This is a genomic window from Streptomyces sp. NPDC004031 (assembly GCF_053604375.1).
This window is the reverse complement of record NZ_JBSGHL010000001.1, coordinates 26096-49879: the sequence shown is the minus strand read 5'-3', so window position 1 is coordinate 49879 and position 23784 is coordinate 26096. Positions and strand designations below refer to the sequence as shown.

The window sequence follows — 23784 nt, the reverse complement described above, 5'->3', positions numbered from 1 at the left end:
GTGTGGTGCGTCAGAGCCGTACGACGCCCTCGCCCGCCACCTGCCCGGTGGTGTCGAACAGCAGCCGCGCGGTGGACGCGAGGGCGCCCAGGTCGTAGGCGTGGTGCGCCTGGAGCAGCACCACGAGGTCCGCGTCCGCCGCGGCGCGCAGCGCGTCGCCGTGCCGCCGCAGCCGGGTGTCGTCGAGCGGCGGGGCGGTCGCGTGCGGGTCGTGCCAGCCGACGCCGACACCGAGTTCCAGCAGCCCGCGCGCGACGTCCCGCGCGGGCGACTCGCGCAGGTCGTCCGTGTCGGGCTTGTACGAGGTGCCCAGCAGCACGACGCGTGCGCCCGGCAGCGCGAGACCGCCGTCCCGCAGCAACCGCGCGGCCCGGCCCACGACATGGTCCGGCATGACGCGGTTGGCGCGCAGCGCGGCCCGTACGACGGGGAAGGAGTCGGCGGGGGCGCCGTGCAGCAGGTAGACCGGGTCGACGGGGATGCAGTGGCCGCCCACGCCCGGACCCGGGCGGAAGGACTGGAAGCCGAACGGCTTGGTCGACGCGCACGCCACCACGTCCCACACGTCCGCCCCCACCTCGTGGCAGTAGCGGGCGAATTCGTTGACCAGCGCGATGTTCACGCTGCGGTAGGTGTTCTCCAGCAGCTTGGCCAGCTCCGCCTCCCGCGTGCCGCGCGCGACGATCACGCGCTCGACGAAGTGCTCGTAGAGCGCGGCGCACTGCTTCGCGCACACCTGCGTCACACCGGAGACGACCTTGGGCGTGTTCCCGATGTCGAAGAACCGGTTCGCCGGATCGACCCGCTCGGGCGAGTAGCCCAGGTGGAAGTCCGTCCCCGCGACGAGTCCCGACGTCTCCAGCAGCGGCCGCACCAGCTCCTCGGTCGTCCCGGGGAAGGACGTCGACTCGACGACGACCAGCATCCCGGGCCGCAGATACCGCGCGACCGTACGGCAGGCGGCCGTGAGCGGGCCGAGGTCGGGCCGCCCGTCCGCGGTGAGGCCGGTGGGCACGCACACGGCGACGGCCTGCGCGTCGGCGAGCAGCCCCGGGTCGGTGTCGGCGGTGAAGCCCGCGCGGAGCATACGGGCCACGTCCGCGTCGCTGACGTCGCGCACCGTCGAACGCCCCGCGCGCAGCGCCGCGACCGTGTCGGGGGCGATGTCGTACCCGGCGACGGCGAGCCCCGCGTCCCCGGCCGCGCGGGCGAGCGGCAGCCCGACGTACCCCAGGCCCACGATCAGCAGATCGAACGTCATGACCGAAACTCCCCTGACGGCGGCGGCGGGCGCTGCACGAACCGTGCCGGGCGGCCGCCCGCGGTGCGCTCACCCGCGCATCTTGCCGAGTCGCCCGCACGGCCCGCAGGCACTGCCGCCACCCGCTGCTCAAGCGAGTGAATTCTTCACTCCCCCGGCCCTCACCCCCGCACCCCTGCGCTAGGCGGCCGAGTTGGGCCCGCGTCTGCCGCTCGCCGCGCCAAGTCCCGTGCGCGGGGCGGGTGTTCGGCGCTCGTACGGCGCACGACACCTACGGTTCTGTGTACTTTCCCGTTAGATGCGAACTATGCACCACCATGGTGTATTTCGTGCCGAACCCGGGCAGTGGGCCCGGACCGTTCGAGGAGATGTCATGACCCGTTTTGTCACGGCGAAGCGCGCCGCCGCCGCGGCCACCGCGACCGCCGCCGCGACGCTCGCTCTCGTGGCGGGCTCGTCCGCGCCGTCCACCGCCGCGCAGGGCGAGGCGGCCACCCCGCCGTCGCTGACGCTGGACTTCAGCGCCAACAACGACGAGGCCAACGTCGCCAACGGCGTCGGCGCGGGCTTCGGCGGCAGCGCGACGGTCACGGACGCGTCCGGCGCCGCGATCGGCACCGCCTACGACATGTGCGACAAGGACGCGATCTCGCTCAAGCAGGTCACGGCCTTCTGCCACGCGGACATCGTCTTCAACCGGGGCGGCCAGGTCGCGCTGTCCGTCGTCTTCCCGATCCAGGACCCGCTGACCGCGACCTACCCCAAGTCCTTCGACGGTGTCATCACCGGCGGCACCGGTGCCTACAAGGGCATCACCGGCGCCGCCCGCTTCACCAACACCGCGCTCGCCGTCTACACGGTGACCTGGGACATCTGACCGTCCGGCCGTCCCCCCACGGTGGGCCACCGCCACAGCGGCGGCCCACCGCTCCCCCCAAACCGCCCCCGCCGCACCGGAGAAGAAGCCCGCATGCCCGCCGCGACCAGCAGCCCGGCCCTCGCGCCGCCGGAGGTCGGGGGTCCCGCCCCGGAACCCGCCGAGGGCCGATACGCCTTCGACAACGACAACCCGTACGCCGCCGAGCAGCACCGCTGCCTGGCCGCCGCGCACGACCCGATCACCACCGCGCGGCTCGCGGCGACCGGTGTCGGCCCCGGCTGGCGCTGCCTCGAAGTCGGCGCGGGCGGCGGCAGCATCGCCCGGTGGCTGGCCGAACGCACCGCCCCCGGCGGCCGGGTGCTCGCCACCGACATCAAACCCGGACGCGTCCCGGCCCACCCCGGCCTGGAGCTGCTGCGCCACGACATCGTCCACGACCCGCTGCCCGAGGCGGAGTTCGACCTCGTCCACTCCCGGCTGGTGCTCACCCACCTGCCGCAGCGCCGCGCCGTCCTGGACCGCCTGCTGCGCACCCTCCGCCCCGGCGGATGGCTCCAGCTGGAGGAGTTCGACATCGGCTACGCGCCCGTGCTGCTCGCCCCCGACGAGCGCACCCGCGCGGGCTACGAGGCCTTCCAGACCGCCAAGGACCGCGCTCTGCGCGCCGCCGGAGCCGACCCCACCTGGGGCAGGACCTGCGCGGCCGACCTGCGCGCGGCGGGCTTCACCGACATCGCGCCCGTCCCCCACCTCATGCCCTGGCACGCCGACTCCCCCGGCCTGCGCCTCCAGCTCCACCACACCTACCACCTGCGCGACGCCCTGCTGGCCCACGGCCTGACCGAACCCGAACTCCACGCCGCCCGCGCCGCCATGACCCACCCCGACTTCCGCGCCGCGTCCTGCGTCCTGTACTGCGTCCAGGCGAGGCGACCGGCGTGACGGCACCGCTGGGGGCGGGAAAGGAGGGGGCGGCGCCGCTCGCGGCGGGCACGACCCGTGGGGCGACGACGGGACCGGCGTCGGCGACCGACCCGGCAGCGACGGAACCGGCCGCGACGACCGACCCGGCAACGACCGACCCGGCGACGACGGGACCGGCGGCGACGACCGACCCGGCAACGACGGAACCGGCCGCGACGACCGACCCGGCAACGAGGGGACTGGCCGCGACGACCGACCCGGCAGCGACGGAACCGGCCGCGACGACCGGCCGGGCGGCGACCGGTGTCGGGCACCTCGCCGCCGGGCACCTCGCCGTGCCCGCCCCGGGGCGCGGCGCCCCCGCCGGTCGCGCTCCCGGGCGGGGCACCGCCCGCAGCCTCCACCCCGCCGGGGCCGTACGGCTCGCCGCCGATCATCTGCGGGCCGCCGGGTGCCGGGTCGGGCCCGTGGCGGACGGGGCGATCACCGCCGAGGTGGTCGGGGGCGGGGTGGTGCGGTGCGAGGTGAGCTGGGCCGGACCGGTGGGGGTCACCCTCGGCACGGAGGCGGACGTGCAGGCCGCGTGCGGGCTGACGCACGTCCACGGGCGACGGTACGGGCGGCCCACGCCGCTCGGCGTCGACTACGCCACGTGCCTCGCGGGCGCCCTCGCCGCCGCCGGGACGCTCGCGGCCCTCGTCGCGGGACGCGGCGGCCCGTCCCGCGCCACGACCTCGGTCGCGCAGGCCGCGCTGCTCGCGGCCGGCCAGTACATCGCCGCCGCGACCGCCGCCGACGACGACGGGCACGAGCCGGGCGGAACGTGCCCCCCAGGCGCGCAAGGCGGCCCGGACCGCCCGGACGCACCGTCCGCCCCGCCCTTCGTCTCCGCCGACGGCCTGCGTTTTGAACTGGAGACCCTCGACGCCGAGGTGTGGCGGGACTTCTGGGCCGCGCTCGGCGCGGACCGCGCGGCCGCCGCCCGCGGCTGGCTGCCCTTCCAGCAGCGGTACGCCACCGCGGTGTGCCCGCTGCCGCCCGCCCTGCACGAGGCGACGGCCCGCCGCGGCCTCGCCGAGCTCCAACGCCACGCCCTCGCCACGCGCATGGACCTCACGCCCGTCGCCGCCGGGCCGCACCCCGGCGCGGGCGGCGGAAGGGCGCCGTGGCAGCTGCGCCCCGCCGGCCGACCGGTGACGCCGGCGACCGCGGCCACGACCGCGACCGCGACCGGCGACGCGGACGCGCTCCCGCTCGCCGGGGTGACGGTCGTCGAGGTGTGCCGCCGCGTCCAAGGCCCGCTCGCCGGGCACCTGTTGCGCCTGCTCGGCGCACGCGTCCTCCGCGTCGAACCGCCCGGCGGGGACCCGATGCGCGGCATGCCGCCCGTCGTGGACGGCTGTTCGGCGCGCTTCACGGCCCTCAACCGCGGCAAGGACGTACTGGAGGCGGACCTGGGCACCGCGTCCGGCCGCGCCGCCGTCCGTGAAGTCGCCCGCACCGCAGACGTGTTCCTGCACAGCCTCGCCCCCGGCAAGGACGTCCGGCTCGGCCTCGACGCGGAGGCCCTGATCGCCGCCTCGCCCGCGCTCGTGCACGCCGCCGCCTCCGGCTGGGGCGACGCGCGCGGCCACCACCCGCCCACCGGGACCGACTTCCCCGTCCAGGCCTGGTCGGGTCTGGCCGCGCTCGTCACGCCGCCCGGCCTGCCGCCGACGCCCTCGCTGCTGACCCTCACGGACGTGCTCGGCGGCGTGGTGTGCGCGGAGGGCGCCCTCGCGGGGCTGCTCGCCGCCCGGCTGACCGGCCGCGGGCAGGCGGTGACCTCGTCCCTGCTGTCCGCCGCACGGCTGCTGTGCGGGCCGGAGTTCCGTTCGGCGGACGCGCCCGCGTCCGTACCCGTCCGCACCGATCTGGCGGGCCTCGCCGCCGACCCCCGCTTCGCGCCCGCGCTCGACCGCGGCCCGTGCGCGCTGACCCGCAGCCCCTGGGAGTTCCACCGATGACGATCCCGGCACGCGCGGGCGGCTCGCCCACCGTACGGACATGGCGGTCGCGCGACGGCCTGGTCCTGCGCGACACCGTCCCCGCGCGACTGCGCGCCGCGTGGGCCCGGGACGCGGGCCGCCCCGCCCAGGGCCTGTACGCGGCCTTCGCCGAACAGGCCGGGCGGTACGGCGACCGCACCGCCGTCCGCACCCCCGACGGCTCCCTCACCTACCGCCAACTCGACGCGCTGGCGCGGCGGATGGGCGCGGGACTGCGCGCCCTCGGGGCCGGCCCCGGCGACGTCGTCGGCGTCCGGCTGGACAGCGGGCCGTACGCCCTCGCGGCGGACCTCGCCGTCGCGTCGGTCGGCGCGGTGGCCCTGCCGTGGCCCGCCGGGCAGGGCAGCCGGGAGGGCCACGCCCTGCTGGAGCTGTCCCGGGCCCGCCACCTGGTCGCCGACGAGCCCCCGGACCCGCGCCACGGCCCGCTCCCCCACCTGGAGGGCCACGTCACACCGCGGGAGCTGCTGCGCGGCGACCCCGCCGGGTTCGTGCCCGCGGACGTGGACCCGGCGGATCCCGCGCGCATCCTCGTCTCCTCGGGCTCGGAGGCGGCCCCGAAGATGACCGCCTACACCCATGACGCCCTGCTCACGGCGCGCGGCACGTACGTCGCCGCGGTCCTGGCCACGGAGGAGAACGGGCCGCACCCCGCCGCCCTCGTCCTCGTCCCCCTCGCCTCCTCCTTCGGGTCGCTCGGCGTCGTCGCCCTCGCCCGCCGCGGAGCCACGCTCCACCTCCTGGACCGCTTCGACCCCGGCGCCGCCCTGCGCGCGGTCACGGCGTGGCGGCCCACGCACCTCGTCGGCGTGCCCACCATGCTGGGCCGGATCGCCGACCACCCCCCGGTCCCCGGCGAGGACCTGACCTCGCTCCGCGGCGTGGTCTCCAGCGGCGCACCGCTCACCTCCCGCGTGCTCGCCGCCGCGCTGCGCCGCCTCTGCTGCCCGGTCACGAACGTCTACGGCTCCAGCGACGGCGTCAACTGCCGTACGACGTGGGCGAGTCCGGACGCCGACGTACGCCGTGTCGGACACCCCGACCCGCGGGTCACGGACCTGCGGGTGTGCGGGGCCGACGACCGGCCGCTGCCCCCCGGCGCCCCCGGCGAGATCCAGGCGCGCGGCCCGATGAGCCCGCTGTGCTACGTCGGGGCGCCCGAACTCGACCGCCGCTACCGCACGTTCGACGGCTGGGTCAGGACCGGCGACCTCGGCGTGGTCGATCCCGACGGCCAGGTGCGCGTCCTGGACCGCATCCGGCAGACGGTCATCCGCGGCGGCTGGACGATCAGCCCCGCCGAGGTCGAGGAGCAGGTGCAGGCCCATCCGTCGGTGGCCGAGGCCGCGTGCGTACCCGTACCGGACCCGGATCTGGGCGAACGGCTGTGCGTGTGCCTGGTCCAGCGCCCCGGTACGGAGGGCCTGACGGTCGGCGAACTCGCCGCCTTCCTGACCGCCGACCGGGGCCTGGCCCGCCGCAAGCTGCCCGAACTCGTCCTGCACCTCGACCGGTTGCCGCTCGGCCCGACGGGCAAGGTCTGCCGCCGCACCCTCACCGCCGCGGCGGCCGCCGCATACGCCCCGGGGTTGCCGCCCCGAAGCCCCGCCGCGCCCGTACCGCGCACATCCGCGCCGCTGCCCCCGTACGCCACCGGCCCCGTCCGCACCTGAGCCGTACGCCCGGGACCCGACCCGTACCCCGTACCCCCTGCGCCCCCGCGCCCCAGCCCGCCCCACCCCCGTCCCGCCCCGTCCCGGAGGAACACCCGCCCCATGGAATCCGCGCCCGTACTCGACACCGAGGCCCGGACCGGGCCCCACCCCGTCCCGACCGCGGCACCGGACGCCGCCGATCCACGCATCACGCCCGGCAGTTGGCGCGCCTACGCCAAGCTGGCCAAGCTCGACATCCTCGACTACTACCTGAGCATCCCGCTGGCCGCCGCCGTGCTCGTGGCCTGCGGGACGGTGACCGGGCCCGCGTCGGCGGGACGGGCCGCGCTCGTCCTGCTGCTCTTCTTCCTGGGCGAACTCACCATGGTGGCGGGCATGGTGGCGTTCGACGACGTCACCGGCCACCGCGACGGCAGCGACGCGGCCAACTACGGACCCGACGCCGCCGCCCGCCGGCTCGCCCGCAAACCGCTCGTGGCCGGCACGCTCACCGAGCCGCAGGCCCTCCGCTTCGGCTGGGCGGCGGTCGCCCTGTGCGTGCTGTTCTGGGGCGCCGCCGTCGCCGCCGCACCCTCCGCCCCACGCTGGGCCGTGCTCGGCACAGCCGCCTGCGCGGTCTTCGGCTTCCAGTACTCGTGGTGGCTGAAGTTCAGTTACCGCGGCTTCCAGGAGCTGTTCCTCGCCGCCCTCGGCTGGGGGTACGTGCTGCCGCTCGTCGGGCTGCTGACCGGCCGGGCGACCGGCTTCGTCATCGCGCAGGCCCTGATCTTCGGGCTCGGCCCGGTGCTCTTCGGCGTCTACTCCAACATCAACGACCGTGACGGGGACGCGGCGGTCGGTCGGCTGACCGTCGCCGCGGTCGCCTCCCCCCGGGCCAACTCCGCCTTCATCGCGGCGGTTTCGCTGCTCGAAGCCGGACTCGTCGTCGTCCCCGCCTGCGCCGGGATCGCCCCGCCGTGGTTCCCGCTGCTCATGGCGCCCGTGCTGGTGCTGCGCGCCCTGCAATGGGTGCAGGGCACGCTGCGCGGTGACGTGTTCGGTGCCCGCACCCGCGGCATCCGGCTGCACCGCCTCGCCACCGCGCTGATGATCGCGGCCAACCTGCTCCCGGCGGTGCCGCGGTGGTGAAGCCCCTCGACCCCGGCATCGTCTTCGACGCCCTCGCCCGGCGCGGCGCGCGGACCGTCGTCCACCTCAGCCGCCCCCTGGACCTCGCGCCCGAGGAGGGCCTCCACTGGACGATCCCCCAACTCGCCGACCTGGTACGGGACACGGCCACCCGGCTGGCCGCGGCAGGCGCCCGCCCCGGCGACCACGTCGCCGTCGTCAAGCGCAACCACTGGGACTGCGTGCTGCTGGCCTGCGCCGCGTCGCGGATCGGCGCCGTCCCCGCCCTCCTCTCCGACCACCTGGCCCCGCGGGTCCTCGCCACCCTGCTGGACCGGCTGCGCCCGGCCGTCCTCGTCACGCAGGAGCGGCTGCTGCACGCGGCCGCCGCGGCGGACGTCGATCTCACGCGGTACGCGACGCGGACGACCACGGTGGCAGACGGGGGGACCGACGCGGAGTCCGACGCCCCGGAACCGTACGGCGTTTCGGCGGACGCCCCCGCTCGGGCCACGGCGACCGCCACCGTGCGCGTCCCGCCGCCGCCGCGGAAGACCCACACCCCGGACACCGCCCGCCCCTCCGCCACCCCGCTGCGCGCGCTGCCCGCCGAGCCCGCCGCCCCGGTGCGGGCGCGGCCCGACGGCGAGCCGGTGGCCGTGCACCACACCTCGGGCACCACGGGCGTGCCCAAGCTGGTCGTGCACTCCACCACCACGCTCATCCGGCGCCTCGCCGCGTTCGAGGCGCGTCCCTGGCCGGTGATCACCGCGCGCCGTTCCGACACCGTCGCGAGCGCGACCTCCTTCGTCCACGGGCGCGCGCTCGCCTGGACCGTCAGCACGCTGTGGCACCAGCCGCGCCATGTCGTGATCGTCGCCGACTCCGACCCCGGCACCGCCCGCCGCACGCTGGCCGCGCACCCGCCGACGATCATGGAGGCGCTGCCGTCCACATATGTGCGCTGGCAGCGGCTGGCCGCCGAGCCGGACGGCCCCTTCCGCGACGTGCGGATGTACATCTCGACCTTCGACGCCATCCATCCCCCCACCGTGCGGATCTTCCTCGACGCCACCCGGCGGGCCCGCCCGGTGTGGATGCAGGGCTGGGGCCAGACCGAGACCGGCCCGCTCACCTTCCGCTTCCTCACCCGGCGCGCCCTCGCCCGGCGTGCCGAACGCCACCCCACGACCCGCAACCTCGGCCGCCCGGTGCCCGGTTGGGTGGCCCTGCGGGTCGTCGACCCGGTCACCTTCCGGCCCGTACGGCGCGGGCAGCTCGGCCTGGTCCTGACCCGTACGAAGGCGCGCTGCCTCGGCTACGTCGGCGAGCAGGACCGCTGGCGGGAGAAGTCGCACGGCGCCTGGTTCAACACCGGCGACCTCGCGGTACGCACACGCGGCGGCGCGCTGCTGCTGCTCGACCGCGAGGTCGACATGATCCCCGGTCTGAGCTGCGTCGAGCTGGAGGACGTGCTGCACGACCGGCTCCCGGAGGTCGAGGAGGCGGTCGTCCTCGGCGGCGTGGACCGCGTCCCGCACGCCGTCCTCGTCGTCAACTCCCCACTGACACAGGCCCGGTGGCGGGCCACCGTGCACGATCTGCCCGCACTCGCCGAGCCGCTGACGCTGGAGTGGGACGCCGTCCCGCGCACCGCCACCGGCAAGGTCCGCCGCCACGAACTGCGCGACCGCTACCTCGGCGGCAGCGCCACCCACGGAACGGGGAAGTGGACGTGACCGATCTCGACGTCGTCGTGGTGGGGGCGGGAATCGGCGGCCTCACCGCGGCCCACCGGCTGCGCCAACTGGGGCGCTCCGTCACGGTCTTCGAGGCCTCCTCCCGTGTCGGCGGCCGGATGGCGAGCACGCGCCTCGACGGCTACCTGATCGACGAGGGCGCCGAGACCATCGCCGAGCGCGGCTACCCCGGCACCTGGGCACTGATCCGTGAACTGGGCGTCCCGCCCGAGGACCTGGTGCCCGTCCGGGCCGGTTTCGCCCTGTGGCGGAACGGCCGGGCCCACGCCCGCCTCGGCCACCCCGCCGGACTGCTCACCGGCGCGGGCATGTCCTGGCGCGGACGCCTGTCGTGGCTGCGCTCCACCGCACAACTGCTGCGCCGCGCGGTGGACTTCGACGTCGACCGGCCCGAACTGTCCCCGCTGGGAGCGGACACCCTGGCCGCGTACGCCCGCCCCCACCACCCCGACCTCCACGACTGCCTGCTCCAGCCGCTGTCCGCCCACTGCTTCGGCTGGCACCCCGAACGCAGCGCCGCCGCACCGATGTTCGCCACGCTGCTCTCGGTCGGCGGCGCCGGGGCGCGCTGGACGACGTACACCACCGGCATAGACACCCTGGCCCGCGCGCTGGCCACGCACGTCCCCGTACAACTGGACACCCCCGTACGGTCGGTGGAGCCCGCCGGCACGGGCGAGGCGCGCGTCCACCTCGCCGACGACACCTCACTGACGGCACGTCAGGTGCTGCTCGCCGTGCCCGCCCCGGTGGCGCTGGAGCTGTACGCCGACCCGCCGCCGCAGATCCGCGCGTTCCTGGCCGCGTGCACGTTCACGCCCATGCTCAAGGCCGTCTGCCTGCTGGACCGCCCGTTGCCGAGCCCGACCCGTACACCCAGCTACGCGCTGTCCGTCCCCGCGACGGAGAGCCGGATCTGCTCCGGGCTGCTGCTGGACCACCTCAAGGCCGCGGGCCGCGTCCCGCCCGGCCGCGGCATGGTCACCGTCTTCGCGTCCCCCTGGGCCGCCCCCCGCCTGCTGGACGCCGACGACACCGAGGTCGTCCGCACCCTCACCGGCGAGGCCGAACGCTTCCTGCCCGGCCTGACCCGCGCCACCACCCGCACCCTCGTCCACCGCTTCCGGCACGGCCTGCCCGAGGCCACCCCGGTCGCACTGGGCCTGCGCGCGGCCTTCGCCGCCCGCCCGCCCGGCCCGATCGACTACGTCGGCGACTGGACGCTGCTGCGCCCCAACAGCGAGGGCGCGGTCCGCTCCGCGGAACAGGCCGTCCACCGCGCGGCGGCACGCCCGCCCGCCCCCCTCGTCCGGAGCGCGCCATGAGGCCGCCCCGGCACGGCACGCCCCACCCACGAAACCCCCCTTGGAGGCACCCGTCATGCGCCTGACCACCACCGCCGCGGCCCTGGCCGCCGCAGCCGCCGTCACCCTCACCGCCACCCCCGCCCACGCGGCCACGCCCGGCCAGGTCGTCGTCTTCTCCACCGAACTCCAGCCCCTCGACGTCTACCAGAACCCGACCGGCTGCACCCGCCTCCCGGCCCTGGCCCACGTCATCGACAACCTCACCCCCCAGCCGATCAAGGTCTACGCCGACCCCTTCTGCACCATCCCCGCCACCCTCCCGACCTCCGGCCTCGGCATCCTCCCCCCGGGCTACGGCTCCCACGTCACGGGCGCCGGCAGCTTCTCGGCCTGACCACCCACCCCCGCCCGGTGGGCCCGCCCCGGGGCGCGCCCACCGGTACGACGTATCGCGGAGCACCGCCGACAACACCCCCGAACGCCGGCCGGGTCGTCACAGCGGCAACCCGCGATCGACGGCGTCCGGGCGCACGAGCGATCCCCACAGCGTCCTCGTCAGCACCTTCGAGAACGACCGACCCGAGATTTACGCACCACGAGACCGTGAACGACCCTGCCACGAGCCGCCCGGTCATGCCGCCTGCCGCAAGCGGACCGCCCCGGTGGCGGCGGTGGCGAGGAACGCGGCCGAGTTCTTGACCCTGCTGACGACGGTCTCGCACAGCTGGTGCCGTTCGTTCTTGCTCAGCAGGTATTCGAGGTGGCTGTAGGTCTGCAGGTGGATGAGGCCCAGCCGCAGGTAGTCCACCCCGGCGAGCCTGCGGTACGCCTGCGGCGGGGTGTCAATCTCGAAGATCAGAGGGGTGGGGACGCGGTCGTGACGCCGAGCTTGGCCAGGAAGGTCGGCGAAGCCCTCCCCGGTCATGGTGTGGACGCCGGAGCAGACCGGGCGCTTCCTCGACTTCATCGCCGACGACCGCCTCTACGGCCTGTGGCACCTCATCGCGTTCCGGGGCCTGCGGCGCGGTGAAGCGGACGGGCTGCGGTGGATGGACCTCAACTGGGCGGACTCCTCGCTCGCCGTGGCCACGCAGCTCGTCCAGGACGGCTGGGAGGTAACCGAAGGCGCCCCCAAGACGAACTCCGGAGTGCACACCATCGCGCTCGACACCGAGTCCCTCACCTACCTGCGCGACCGCAGGGAACGGCAGGCCGCGAGCGCGCCCGGTGGGGCACCGCCTGGAGGCTGACCGGGCGCGTCTTCGTCCAGGAGGACGGCTCCTGGCTCCACCCCGGCAAGATCTCCGACCTCTTCGAGCGCCTGGTCGCCGCCGCCGACCTTCCCCCGGTCCGCCTCCACGACCTGCACCACGGCGCCGCCGAAGCCGTCATCAAACTGGTGCCTCGATCCCGCGCCGCCCGAGCTAATGGCGATACGGGGAGGCCGAGTATGTCTCGGCCGAAACGTCCCTGGATCGACGCGGACGACGTCGACGGCAGCAGGGCATAGCGTATAGAGGATCCGGCAGAACGGGCCCCCGCCAGCATTTCTGGCGGGAGCCCGTTGTACTCCCTATCGGGTATGGGCCGCGGCGGACCGGGTGAGGAGCCAGTTGATGATCGCGGTGCGGCAGGCAGCAGTCGCGTGGTCCAGGAGATACTCCTCGTGCCATCGCTGTGGGTTCGGCAACCCGCGCAGTTCCAGGTCGGAAACGAACAGTCGGCTGCCGTGGCTAATCTGGCTGCGGATCTTGTACAGGCTCCGGTGGTTCTTGCGCATGCCATCCGTGGTCGCTGGGGCGTACCGGTCGATGAACGCACGGAAAGGGGCGCTGGCTCCAGGTTCGCCGTGCGCGTCGACCAGCACCTCCACGCTCTGGACTACTGCGATGTAGGCCGCCGAGGCCGACAGGCCCCGGACCTGTGCTGCGTGGTGGATCCAATGAGCGGATCGCAGCAGTAGTTGGCGGTCGGGGGTGCTCAGGGTGTTGTACGCGGCCAGGCACCTGGTCAGGTAGGTAGGAAGGTGCAGGGAGGACTCACAGCGGAATGGTCCGGCGTGGTCATCTGTGACGGCGATGTCGGCCATATCTTCCTGCTCGCACAGAGTGTTGCCCGTCCAGCCCCAGGTCGCCGGCTGGTATCGGGGATGAACCCATTCGCCGGTCGGAATGCCGGTCTCCCCTTGCGGGCGGACCACGGTTGCCCACATTCCTGTTGCTGGCCCCCTAGGCGGCTTAATGAGGTGTCCAGCGGCGAGCACGAGCACGCTCATCCATTGATCGGCCCACCTGTCGCCTCGCGAGAGGGAAAGGAGGCGGTCTTCGGTGCCTGGGTAAGCGCATTCGAGGATGAGTGGGTAGCAATCTGCTACCCACGGCGTCGTTGGGTTTCCCTCCGGCAGTTGACGCAGGACGAGGCGGTCAGCAAAGCGCCAGTACCCCACGACCGGCTGCGTGGAGTAGAGGATCTTTCTGGAAACGGCCGACAAGGGTGGCGCAAGCAACTGCGCGCGGATCTGGGCTTCAAGGTTAGTCAAATATTCCTCGGTAAGGGCCTCGCCCGGTTCCACGCCGGTGACTCTACCGGTGACGGTGAAGTGCAAGATCATGCACGCTGGGCCAGCCTCTGGGTTGGGAAAGACCAGCCTGCGGTCGTCGAGGCTCTGGCAGCCGCCGGTGAAGAATGTGAGCAGCTCCAGGAGTTCGTCGGATTCGACCTCGCCAATGTGCAGGCGACGCCTCAATTCATCCTTAGAAATTTCCACACTCTCTCCCCCGCTCTGATTGCCCTACCGTTCAATCGGCACCATGGCGGTCCCCGGAAGGACCCGTTGAAAGCACCGCTGAGAGTCCACTCCGCCCTCCGGCGCAATGCCCGGCACGCTAGACAGCGGAAGGAGGGGCGTCGGGTTCAGCCTCGCCGACCTGAGTGGCCCCCGGCTGCGCTCCATACGCTCCAGTCCAGGCTCTCTCTCCGAGGGGTTCCTGCCATCGCCCTCCATTGCCCACACCAAGGAGGTCGACTGCCCGTGTCGCCGCGAGGCATGACTCGATGACGAACATCCGGCAGAATGCATATTCCTCGGCAGTTCGAGATTCGTCCGATGTCCTGTAGCTGAACCGAGGGGGGCCACTATAGTAGTTTTGGACCCGTGGAGTCAGCGATAGGAATTTCGTGTACTTGGGATAGTCGATACCTAGGCTGAGAACCGCCAGCGCCGATTGGATTGAAGTGACAACTCGGCGGATCGGCTCAACCTGGTCCGCGACTTTCATGAGCGGGCTACTCAACCGCTCATTCCGTTCTTGCGTGCTCAGGTGGAATTTATTCCACACAGGAAGCGCGCGATCAAAGGCAAATGGGGATCTTCCGGATCGCTCCAGGCGGCGTACACTGCGGAGGAGTTCTGCCATCGCCAGATCCAGCCCTGCTAGTGCCATCAGAATGTCACCCGCGTTCATGTGGGTGTGCGCTTCTCGGAGAAGCTTAGCGACTTCGGGCAGGGTGACGAGGTCCACCATGTCGATGGTGTCAAAGTCCGTCCCGAACACTAGAGGTGTCGCGTCCGCAAAGAAGGTGGTGACCGTCTCTTTTGCCTGCCGAACTGTCTGCTCTGATGGGAATGTCCCGTGGTGTTTAAAACTCACGCGGGCATCATTGAGACGTCGCATCGCTGCCTGTCCGGGCAGCTCCACCACGGGTTTTATCTGGCCCCAATACTCAAGGAACGTGATCCTCGGGTTGACATTCACGCGGAGGAAATCTGCTGCCGCACCAAGGAAGTTCTCGACGGCGTCATGAAACATCAGCACGGCTGTAGCCGACAGCGGTGCTGGACGCTCGCAGTAGCCCAAACCCTCGTTGAAGAGGAATCGGCAGTAGGCGAGCCGCTGGATTGTTGCCGGACTGATCGAAGACGTCACGTGCTTCTCCCTTGGAGCGTGGGCATCCATCCTGCCTGGAAGGACGATCCTTTTGCACGCGATTTCACGAAGGCGACTGCAGCAGCCAGAGCCGCTCCCTACGTCCGGCCGTGCAGCCGACAGTCCTCGGAAATCGCAGCCGGTGCGCCACGCTGTGACTCTAGAGGTTGGCGGTCTGAACCTGTCCCGACCGGAAGGAGAAAGTACATGGACTATCCGCGCAGCACGGCATCAGCGCGCAACGTCACGGGCATACCCGCGTCTACTTCGGCCTGGTCGTGCTGTTCGCCGCAGGGGCAGATGCTCCAGCCATCGTGTTCGACACGCAGCGCTACAGGCTCGGCAATGCCAGCGAGTTCCGCCAGCACGCCAACGGGCAGCTCCGCCGCATCACCATCGGCAGCGGTTGAGGACAGCGCCGCTCCGATCTCGGTGGCCAGGTCCAGTGCCTGATCCGCGATGCGCCCGTTGCCGTTCAACCGCGCGTACTTATCCGCCTGCGCGGCTGACATCACCAAGCGGCCCGCCACCTGCACCGGCAGCGCAACGGTGCTGGCGTCGACCCGTATCGGCCGCACCGTGTACACGTGCTCCGCGCCTTCGCGGCTGGGGTCCGCAGCGGGGTGATCGCCTCGGCGACCGACTCCGGCCGCACCAGGTGGAGAGCCTCCTCCGGGCCCATGTTCATGCGCTCGACGACCGAGCGGACCATCAGCGCCACGACATCGCGTACCGCCACCGGCTCGACCTCGACACCGCGCATCAGGAGCACCGCGCTCGTCTGGGCGACGACCGCCCTGAAGTCCACACTCTGCCGAACATCCGGCACCTCATCAGCGTACGGGCTGCCTGTTGTCGGGATGCCACAAGTCGGCAGGGACGAGACACCACTCCGCACGAAAGCCGTCCGCGCTCCGGGCTCAGCGCGACGACCGGTCGCGAGCGTCTGGCCCCGTCGCCGGACCACGGTGCTGGCAGCCCCAGGCCGAGCTTCTGCGGCGCACACCGTGCGCTCCCCGGGAGCAGCCCGATGCCCTTCGCCTGTCCGAATGCGCTCCCCCTAGCCTCTGCGGGCGTCACTTGCCGCTCGGGAGAACGGGCCAGGCGCGAGGGAAAGGCAAAACCCCAGATCAGCGGCTGTCTGACCTGGGGTTTTAGCGGAGCCGCCTTCGGGATTCGAACCCGAGACCTACGCATGACGAGGGCCTCAAAGATCATGACGGCGGGTGCCGACCGTTGCCGCCGGCTCCGATTTCCCCAGCTCAAGGAGCAGAGCCCACGATGGGTATGCCGCGTGGTCCATCAGCTACCGCAACGTCCGCTCACGCAATGCTCACGCAAGAGCAACCGAAAACAGCAGGTCCGTTCGCCATCCTCGTCAGTGAGCCTTTTCCATCATCGGTTTGAGCTGGCCGGATGCAGGGTGAGGATCGCTTGGACGATGCCGTGCTCGCGGGCAGCACGGACGTCGTGGACGGCTCCTGGTAAGTGCGGGTGAGGCCCACAAGCAGTCGGCCGAAGGAATCCGCGAGGATCTGCACGTTCATGCCGTGCCTCTTGTGTAACTGGGCGCCGGGCGGGCGAGAGCCGCGCGGTCGGCGAAGTCCTGGTGGACGTCACCTCCCCGGGCCCATGACGGCCCTCGGGAGAGCGCGCAGCGCCGTGACGCGTGAGAGGGGCGTGAGGTTCCGCTGCCGTGGCCGGGCAGCGGGACCTCACGCCCCTCAGGGGCGATCCCGGATCAGTCCATGGCGTTGGCCGTGACGTCGCTCGGGTTGTTGAGGCTGCCGGTCAGCGGCAGGTTACGCGAGCTGTTGCCGACCAGGATCTGGTAATTGCCCGCCGAGGCGATCCAGTTGCTCGACGCGGTGTCCCAGTGCGCGAGGTCGTGCGCGGTCACCGTGAACGTGACCGTGCCGGACGCGCCGGGGTTCAGCGTGATCCGCTGGAAGCCCTTGAGCTGGTGCGGTGGCTCGCCGGCCGAGGCCGGATCGCCGACGTACAGCTGGGCCACCTCGGTCCCGGCCCGGCTTCCGGTGTTGGTGACGGTGGCCGTCACCGTTGCCTGACCGCCGCTCAGCGCCCCGACCTTGAGGTTGCTGAACGAGAAGTTGGTGTAGGACAGACCGAAGCCGAACGGGAACAGCGGCGTGACGTTGTTCGCGTCGTACCAGCGGTATCCGATCTTCAGCCCTTCCGAGTACTGCACGGTGCCGTTGACGCCCGGCCACTGCGCGGCCGTGTTCGCCGGCACCTGCGCGAGCGAGGCCGGGAAGGTGATCGGAAGGTGCCCGGACGGGTTCACGTCGCCGAACAGCAGCTCCGCGATTGCCTGGCCGAACTCCTGGCCCTGGTAGAAGGTCTCGAACACGCCCGCGACCTGGTTCAGCCACGGCATCATGATCGCCGAGTTGTCGCTGAGCACCACGATCGTGTTCGGGTTCGCCGCCGCGACCGCGGAGATCAGCGCGTCCTGGTTGTTCGGCAGGTTGAGCGTGGGGTTGTCGGACTCCTCGTGGCCGTAGTTGTCGGCCGCGAAGACGATCGCGACGTTCGAGGACTTCGCCAGCGCGGCCGCGCTGCTCTGGTTGGTCCCGTCGTCGTAGGCGACCTTGACGTTGGTGCCGGCGGTGCGCTGCTGGATCCCGTACAGCGGGTTGTAGGTGCCGGTGCTGGTGCTGGTGCCACTGCCGCCGCCGGCGGTGATCACGCCGGCGCCGGCGTTGGTGCCGATGACCGCGACGGACTCGCTGCCGTTCGGGTTGAGCGGCAGCACGCCGTTGTTCTTCAACAGGACGGAGCCCTCCTCGTCACCGCGCAGCGCGACCGCGCGGTGTGCGGGAGTGGCCACGATGGCGGTGGTGGAGCCGCTGGGCGCCTTGTCGAACATGCCGAAGCGGAACATCTGGGTCAGTACCCTGGACACCATGGTGTCGAAGGTGGCCTGGGTGACCTGGCCCGCGGCGACGGCCTGCTCCAGGTTGGCTCCGAAGAACCCGCCGAACGGCATCTCGATCGTCTCGCCGGCGTTGGCCGACGGCGCGGTGGAGTGGATGCCGCCCCAGTCCGAGCAGATGAAGCCCTGGAACCCGGCCTGCTGGTACATCGGCACGTTCTCGATCTGCGGGTTCTGGCAGGAATAGGCGCCGTTCACCATGCTGTAGCCGCACATCAGCGCCGCCGCGCCGCCCTTCTCGATGGCGGTCTGGAAGCCGGGCAGGTAGATCTCCTGCAGGGTGCGGCTGTCCACGATCTCGTTTCCGGGCGCCGACGGCTGCTCGATGTTGTACGCGGCCGCGTGCTTGACCATGGCCATCACGCCCTGGCTCTGCATGCCCTGCACGTCGGCGCTGACGATCTCGCCGGTGAGGTACGGATCCTCGCCGAAGGTCTCGTAGGACCGGCCCCAGCGCGGGTCGCGCACCATGTTGATCGTCGGGCCGAGCGAGACGTTGACGCCCTTGCCGGCGAACTCCTGGCCCACTGCAACGCCGAAGTCGTGCTCGTAGGCGGGGTCGAAGGTGGCCGCGGAGGTCTCGCCGTCGGGGAACTGGGTGACGCCCCCGAGGCCGTCGCCCACGCCGGTCGGCCCGTCCTCCAGGTTGACGTCCGGGATGCAGAGCGAGGGCTGCCCGGCGATCTGCCCGATGTAGACGCTCGAACCGTCGCCGTGCAGCATCCCGGCCTTCTGGTCCTGCGTCATCGCGCCCATCAGCTGGGCGACGCGGGTCGAGACGGCCACGTTGGGCTTGTTGATCCAGGGGCAGTTGCCCGGGGCGGGCTGAGACGGGGGCGGCGGGATGGTGACCGTCTGGTTCCCGACCGTGCGGACGGCGAACTCCCACAGCGAGTAGCCGTAGCCGGTGGCTCGGGCCGTGCCGTACATCCGCACGTAGCGGCCGGTTCCCGTGGCGTTGAGGGTCTGGGTGCCGCCGGTTCCGGTGGTGGTGGAGTAGATCGTGGTCCAGTTGGTCTTGTCGGTCGAGGTCTGGAGCTGGAATCCGGAGGCGTAGGCGTTCTCCCACTGGAGCACCACCTGGCACACCGGCAGGCTGCCGCCGAGGTCCACCATGATCCACTGCGGGTCGGATATCGCACTCGACCAGCGGGTCAGGGTGCTGCCGTCGGTGGCGTAGAACGGGTCGTAGGCCGGGTTGTCGTCCTGTGTCGACGAGGCCGTGGCGGGGTGGCCGAGGGCCGCGTTGGTGGTGCCGCAATCGCCGGTGGGCGGCGGTGTGCCGCCGCCGGTCCCGCCGGTTCCACCGGTTCCACCGGTTCCACCGGTTCCGCCGGTTCCGCCGGTTCCGCCGGTGAAGACCTGGAACTCCCACAGCGAGTAGCCGTACCCGGTGGCTCGGGCCGTGCCGTACATCCGCACGTAGCGGCCGGTTCCCGTGACGTTGAGGGTCTGGGTGCCGCCGGTTCCGGTGGTGGTGGAGTAGATCGTGGTCCAGTTGGTGTTGTCGGTCGAGGTCTGGAGCTGGAACGCGGTGGCGTAGGCGGCCTCCCAACTGAGGGTGGCTTCACAGATCGTCAGTGTGGAGCCCAGGTCGACGTCGAGCCACTGCGGGTCGGCAGCGGCGCTCGACCAGCGGGTGCCGTTGTTGCCGTCGACCGCCGCGGCGGCGGGGGTGCCGGCATTCTCGGTGGAGGAGGCGGTCGCCGGCTGGTTCAGCGCCGCGTTCTGCGTGCCGCAGGTCGCGCCGCCGCCACCGGTCCCCGAGGCGCCGAAGACCTGGAACTCCCAGAGGGAGTAGCCGTAGCCGGTGTTGCGCGCGGTGCCGTACATCCGCACGTAGCGGCCGGTCCCGCTGACGTTCAGGGTCTCGGTCCCGCCAGGACCGGTGGTGGTCGAGTAGACCGGGGTCCAGGTCGACCCGTCGGTCGAGACCTGGATCTGGTACGCCTTGGCGTAGGCGGTCTCCCACTGAAGCACGATCTGACTGATCGTCGCGGTCGAGCCCAGGTCCACCTGCAGCCACTGCGGGTCGCTCCAGGCGCTCTCCCAGCGGGTGCCGGTGTTGCCGTCGACCGCGTTGGCGGCGGCGTTGCCGCCGTTCACGGAGGAGGCGGTGACGGCCTTGCCCTGCGAGAGCAGCGTGGGGGCCGCGTTCGCGGTGGTCGCGCCGGAGGCGAGCAGGGCGGTGATCAGCGCCAGGACGGCGAGAGCCGCCGTCCAGAGGGTTCTGCCGGTCTTACGGGGCACGGGAGCGAACCCCGGAGGATGGTGGGGGCGGCCTTGCGTTCGTGTGTACACGGCTCTCCTATGGCTGCTGCTGGTCGGGGTGGGGGGTCCGGCGTCCGCTCAGTGGAGGCGGCCTGCCCGGCCGCTGGGCGTCATGAGCAGCTACCCGCTGTCCCGCCGGGTGCCGTACATGCGGGCATGACGCCCGGAAGCGTTTACGGGAGGCGTCTGGGCGCCACCGGTCCCGGTTCTCGCGGAGTGGACGTCGGTCCAGGTCGCGCCGTCGTCCGGGGTCCGGGTCGTGACACCGCCGACCGCGGCACGCAGGAGCGATGTCGGTGCGGCCACGGCCGGCGCGCCGGCACGGGACATCGGCGTTCCCATCGACTCTCCTGACGGAGGAGTGGGGCATGGACGGGCGCTCAAGGAGAGCGCTCTCCCAAAGCCGCTGCGCGATCGTGGGCCCGAGGACAACGCCGTGTCAAGAGATGTGACGCCGCGAGTGCCGGCGAGTTGGCCCAGGGGGACGGCGGGCCCGCTGGAGCGGTGCCGGTGAACACGATGACCGGGACCTGGCGAAGCCCTGACCAGCAGAGCCATGCCCATCCGCCGGAGAGGCAGCGGCACAGAGCGCTGGCGACCTGGCCGTAGTCGACCGCTCGTCGACTCCAGCGGGTTCTCTCGTTCGAAGCTCTGGATCGGTCTGTCGGGTCTGGTGCAGGGGTGGGTGACCCCAGCGGCAGGCCGCCGCTACGGACCCCGGGTTGCGGCCGACGTACCCACCGTCCGGGCGCCCCGGGCCGGCCTCGGCACGCGGCGGGAAGCTCAAGCTGCCGGCCCCAGTACTTGTGCAGCGGCGGGGGCCAGTGGTTGCTGCCGGAGCGGATCGCGGTCGGCGGGTCGGGGTAGGTGATGTCGTCGACGACGTCGGGCCGGCCGAAGAGCTTCGGTGCGCTCTTACCCGCCTTCGGACAGGAGCGGTGGTCGGCCTTGAGGCAGTGGTTCGCGGTGCGCACCAGGCCGTTCGCGGACTGCCCGATGGCCCGCACGGCCGGGGAGATCGTCCGGAAGAGCGCCTTGGCCGCCGGGTCGTAGTGCTGCGCGAACTGCTTGCCATACGTGTCGTCGCCGGCCATGCCGCCGCATCCCGCAGCGCGTCGCCGAGGGTGTCGGCGATCCCATCGGGACGGGACTGGCCGCCGGCGAAGGTCGTCGCTGCCGCGTCCAGGGCGACCGGACTCGGAGGAAAAGCAAAAACCCCAGGTCACGGGCTATGTGACCTAGGGTTTCGTGGAGCCGCCTTCGGGATTCGAACCCGAGACCTACGCATTACGAGGGCTAGTGAGGTTGTAGGGAGGAGTGCCGGGTGGTGGCGGCGGATCCTGCCTGGGCTGGTCAGGGGCTTGGTGGCCGCGTCGGCGTGCTGCTTAGTCCAGCGGCTACTGCGCCGTCCGCTCACGCATCGCTCACGCACGACCGGCGTGCCCACCGCCCGGGACACAGCCCCGTCGATCTCCTGTCAGGTGTCCTCTTCGGTTGGCTCTTCGAGCTCACCAAGGACACGCCACGCCAAATCTGCAAGAGTCTCGCCGGAGGCAGTGGCCCACCGGGCAGTGCCCTGATTTGCCACCGGCCGCTTTTCCCACGCGGCAAGCTCCCAGATATGCGTGATCAAGCCGGACGGCGAGTACTGCTTGCCGTCGGCCGCCCAAAGGATCGGCTTGGTTCGATGCTTGATCCAGCTGGCGCGTGCGCGCCTCTCGTCTTCGGCGAGCCATGCTCGCAGTGCGTCCGCTTCCATCGGATAAGCAGTGGTCAGCGTCAGAGGTGCTCCATCATCGAGGACGCCGCGGTCAATGAGCACGGAGACTGCATTCGGCCGTCGGCGCTTACGCTGCGCCGGGACGCGCCGGTACTTGTCCGGTGAGCGGCGAGCATCGGAGGTATCGGCGGCTCGGAGCAAGTAATCGACGATGTCTCGGCATCGGTCGGCATCGGCGCAGACCGCACGGATCTGCGAGCGCTCGGTGTAGAGCTCGTCAATGGCAGTGGCGAGTGCGGGAAGCAGCTCCTCCACAAGGCGCGGCACCTCTTCAACCGCCTGTCCGGCCCACTCCAGCTTGGGATCCGGCTCATCGATGGCCTCAGTGTCCAGACGACGGAAAACAAGGTGGGTGAGCAGGTAGACGCCATGTTCAGTCAGCGCGGCGCCCCGTCCCGCGTAGCGCGCACGAAGCGTATGGAGGCTACGGCGAACGGCTCGCAGAACCTGCACCGCGTTCCATAGGAGGTACGCACTGGGCTGGGGACGGAAGAGCAGATCGTAGATACCCTGCGAGCCCCGCTCCCACAGCACGTCGAGGGTGGTCGCCATCCGCGCGGCGTATTGGCTGTCGGAATGGGCACAGGCCAGCGCGCAGGCAGCTTCGACTACCGAACAACCGGCTTCCTCGGGCGGGTCCAGCTCACTCCGTCGAACGCTGTACTCCAGGCCGAGTTCGGCACGCACGTCCTCGGCGATCGCAGCCTGTACGGGATCGAGGGCGATAAAGTCGCGTGCTTCCACCCGGTTCTGCCGGTTGGTGGCCTGAGTAGTCTGCTTGGCGAAGTCGGCTTCCTTGCCGGTCACGATGATACGCACGCCGACATAAGCGGAGGCTGCCCCTTCTTCAGACGCCACGGCCTCCGCCACCGACCGGACGGTCTGCGCGCCGTTGACGACGCTGGCGTTGTGCAGCGTGAGGGTGACCGGCCGCGTATGCGGCATTCGCATGGACTGCAGGGTCTTGTCGACCGACTCGCAGAGCACGGTGATGCCGTTATTGAAGTACCAGAAGTGCTCCGGCTTCTCGGTGAGGGTGCCGATCAGCTCGTTATTGATCGGTGTCCTGCCGAGCGGGTTGCGGATGTTGAGGTTGAAAAGGTTCGAGCCGTGCTCGACCCATCGGGCGATCTGTTCCGCCTCGACAACACCCTGGTAGGACCGGTACGGAGAGCTGATCTCGAACCAGGGGAATAGGTCGGCGGTGAGCACTACGGGCCGGGGCGCGAGGTCTTGGCGCACTGACTTCCACACCTCTGGCGCGAGGATCACTCGATGGTCCAGGACTTTCCCGTGGCGGTTGAACTCCTTCTCGCCATCGACGAGAGCCTGGTTGAACCCCTCGCTGACCTCATCTGCCCGCATCAGGACGGCGACCTGGGTCACCAGGGTAGGGCCCTTCGCCATAATCGATTTGGCGTATTCGGCCAGCAACCGGCCGCGTGGGTTGAAGGCTGCGAAGTCTTCGTCGTCGATGAGTCGAAGCCCGGCCAGGAGCTCCAGGACCGCCAGCCGCTCACCCTTGGCCTTGCCTTCCTTGCTCCATTTCGCCTGCACCACATAGACGTGCGGCTCCGCTCCGTCCACGACCGCGATGGCATCAATACCCTTGTCCGCCGTACCGTCAATCACCGTGGCAGCCGCTTCCTGCGGGCTGAACCCAGTGACGATACGTACAGCCTGGGCAGCCAATGCCCGCGACAGCAAGCGTGGCTCCTTCTCCTTCGGTGTCATCCCGTCGAGGTCGCTCGTGTCCAGTAGGCCCGCGTCCAGGTATACGGCTCGCAAGCTCCGCTCGACCTGGCCCACCTGAAGAACGACGTCCCCACTGGTCACCGTGGTGTCCTTCATGCTCATCTGTTAGTCCTGCATCCCTCCCCGGGCCGGG

At 71.5% G+C, this 23784-nt stretch carries 14 protein-coding genes, 1 tRNA gene and 3 pseudogenes; 9 read left to right on the top strand and 9 right to left on the bottom strand.

Annotated elements, in window-relative coordinates; all coding sequences use genetic code 11:
- Positions 1–10: 10 nt before the first annotated feature.
- Positions 11–1261, bottom strand: coding sequence for a nucleotide sugar dehydrogenase (locus ACWERV_RS00190; RefSeq protein ID WP_452926715.1), 1251 nt, complete (start codon positions 1259–1261; stop codon positions 11–13).
- A gap of 373 nt (positions 1262–1634) precedes the next feature.
- Between ACWERV_RS00190 and ACWERV_RS00185 the strand changes: the two genes are divergently transcribed.
- From ACWERV_RS00185 to ACWERV_RS00150, 8 genes are all read left to right on the top strand, one after another.
- Entirely contained in the window at positions 1635–2138 is a 504-nt protein-coding gene (locus ACWERV_RS00185) for a hypothetical protein (RefSeq protein ID WP_452926713.1), read from the top strand.
- 93 nt (positions 2139–2231) lie between these two features.
- A complete protein-coding gene (locus tag ACWERV_RS00180) occupies positions 2232–3083 on the top strand; it encodes a class I SAM-dependent methyltransferase (protein WP_452926710.1) in 852 nt (283 codons plus the stop codon).
- On the top strand, positions 3080–5071 hold the full coding sequence (locus ACWERV_RS00175; protein WP_452926708.1) for a CoA transferase: 1992 nt from the start codon (positions 3080–3082) through the stop codon (positions 5069–5071). Before ACWERV_RS00180 ends, ACWERV_RS00175 begins: the two co-directional genes overlap by 4 nt.
- On the top strand, positions 5068–6786 hold the full coding sequence (locus ACWERV_RS00170; protein WP_452926704.1) for a class I adenylate-forming enzyme family protein: 1719 nt from the start codon (positions 5068–5070) through the stop codon (positions 6784–6786). Before ACWERV_RS00175 ends, ACWERV_RS00170 begins: the two co-directional genes overlap by 4 nt.
- Before the next feature lie 102 nt (positions 6787–6888).
- Positions 6889–7917, top strand: a complete 1029-nt coding sequence (locus ACWERV_RS00165; protein WP_452926701.1) for a UbiA family prenyltransferase — start codon at positions 6889–6891, stop codon at positions 7915–7917.
- Positions 7911–9635, top strand: a complete 1725-nt coding sequence (locus tag ACWERV_RS00160; RefSeq protein ID WP_452926698.1) for an AMP-binding protein — start codon at positions 7911–7913, stop codon at positions 9633–9635. Before ACWERV_RS00165 ends, ACWERV_RS00160 begins: the two co-directional genes overlap by 7 nt.
- A complete protein-coding gene (locus ACWERV_RS00155) occupies positions 9632–10981 on the top strand; it encodes a protoporphyrinogen/coproporphyrinogen oxidase (protein ID WP_452926695.1) in 1350 nt (449 codons plus the stop codon). The genes ACWERV_RS00160 and ACWERV_RS00155 overlap by 4 nt, the downstream gene beginning before the upstream one ends.
- Positions 10982–11036: 55 nt before the next feature.
- Positions 11037–11357 carry a hypothetical protein gene (locus ACWERV_RS00150; RefSeq protein WP_452926692.1) on the top strand — a complete coding sequence of 107 codons (321 nt, stop codon included), beginning with the start codon at positions 11037–11039 and terminating at the stop codon, positions 11355–11357.
- A gap of 261 nt (positions 11358–11618) precedes the next feature.
- Here the strand turns inward: ACWERV_RS00150 and ACWERV_RS00145 are convergent.
- Positions 11619–11878: pseudogene (locus tag ACWERV_RS00145) on the bottom strand (hypothetical protein); the annotation flags it as partial.
- On the opposite strand from ACWERV_RS00145, the pseudogene ACWERV_RS00140 reads away from it, so the two are divergent.
- Positions 11854–12473 (top strand): annotated as a pseudogene (locus ACWERV_RS00140) (hypothetical protein); the annotation flags it as partial. The pseudogenes ACWERV_RS00145 and ACWERV_RS00140 sit on opposite strands and share 25 nt — an antisense overlap.
- A 63-nt stretch (positions 12474–12536) precedes the next feature.
- On the opposite strand, the gene ACWERV_RS00135 reads toward ACWERV_RS00140, so the two are convergent.
- The 7 genes and pseudogenes from ACWERV_RS00135 to ACWERV_RS00105 all read right to left on the bottom strand — a co-directional run bounded on the left by ACWERV_RS00135 (position 12537) and on the right by ACWERV_RS00105 (position 23753).
- Positions 12537–13730, bottom strand: coding sequence for a hypothetical protein (locus ACWERV_RS00135; RefSeq protein ID WP_452926689.1), 1194 nt, complete (start codon positions 13728–13730; stop codon positions 12537–12539).
- A 118-nt stretch (positions 13731–13848) separates the two neighbouring features.
- Positions 13849–14889 carry a hypothetical protein gene (locus ACWERV_RS00130; RefSeq protein ID WP_452926686.1) on the bottom strand — a complete coding sequence of 347 codons (1041 nt, stop codon included), beginning with the start codon at positions 14887–14889 and terminating at the stop codon, positions 13849–13851.
- Positions 14890–15101: 212 nt separating this feature from the next.
- Entirely contained in the window at positions 15102–15476 is a 375-nt protein-coding gene (locus ACWERV_RS00125) for a hypothetical protein (RefSeq protein WP_452926683.1), read from the bottom strand.
- A gap of 571 nt (positions 15477–16047) precedes the next feature.
- Positions 16048–16139, bottom strand: a tRNA-OTHER gene (locus ACWERV_RS00120).
- Positions 16140–16317: 178 nt separating this feature from the next.
- A pseudogene (locus ACWERV_RS00115) lies at positions 16318–16451 on the bottom strand (transposase family protein); the annotation flags it as partial.
- 179 nt (positions 16452–16630) lie between these two features.
- Positions 16631–20095 (bottom strand): discoidin domain-containing protein, encoded by a 3465-nt coding sequence (locus ACWERV_RS00110; RefSeq protein ID WP_452926680.1) that lies wholly within the window; start codon positions 20093–20095, stop codon positions 16631–16633.
- A gap of 1498 nt (positions 20096–21593) precedes the next feature.
- Positions 21594–23753, bottom strand: coding sequence for an AIPR family protein (locus ACWERV_RS00105; RefSeq protein WP_452926677.1), 2160 nt, complete (start codon positions 23751–23753; stop codon positions 21594–21596).
- Between the last annotated feature and the right edge of the window lie 31 nt (positions 23754–23784).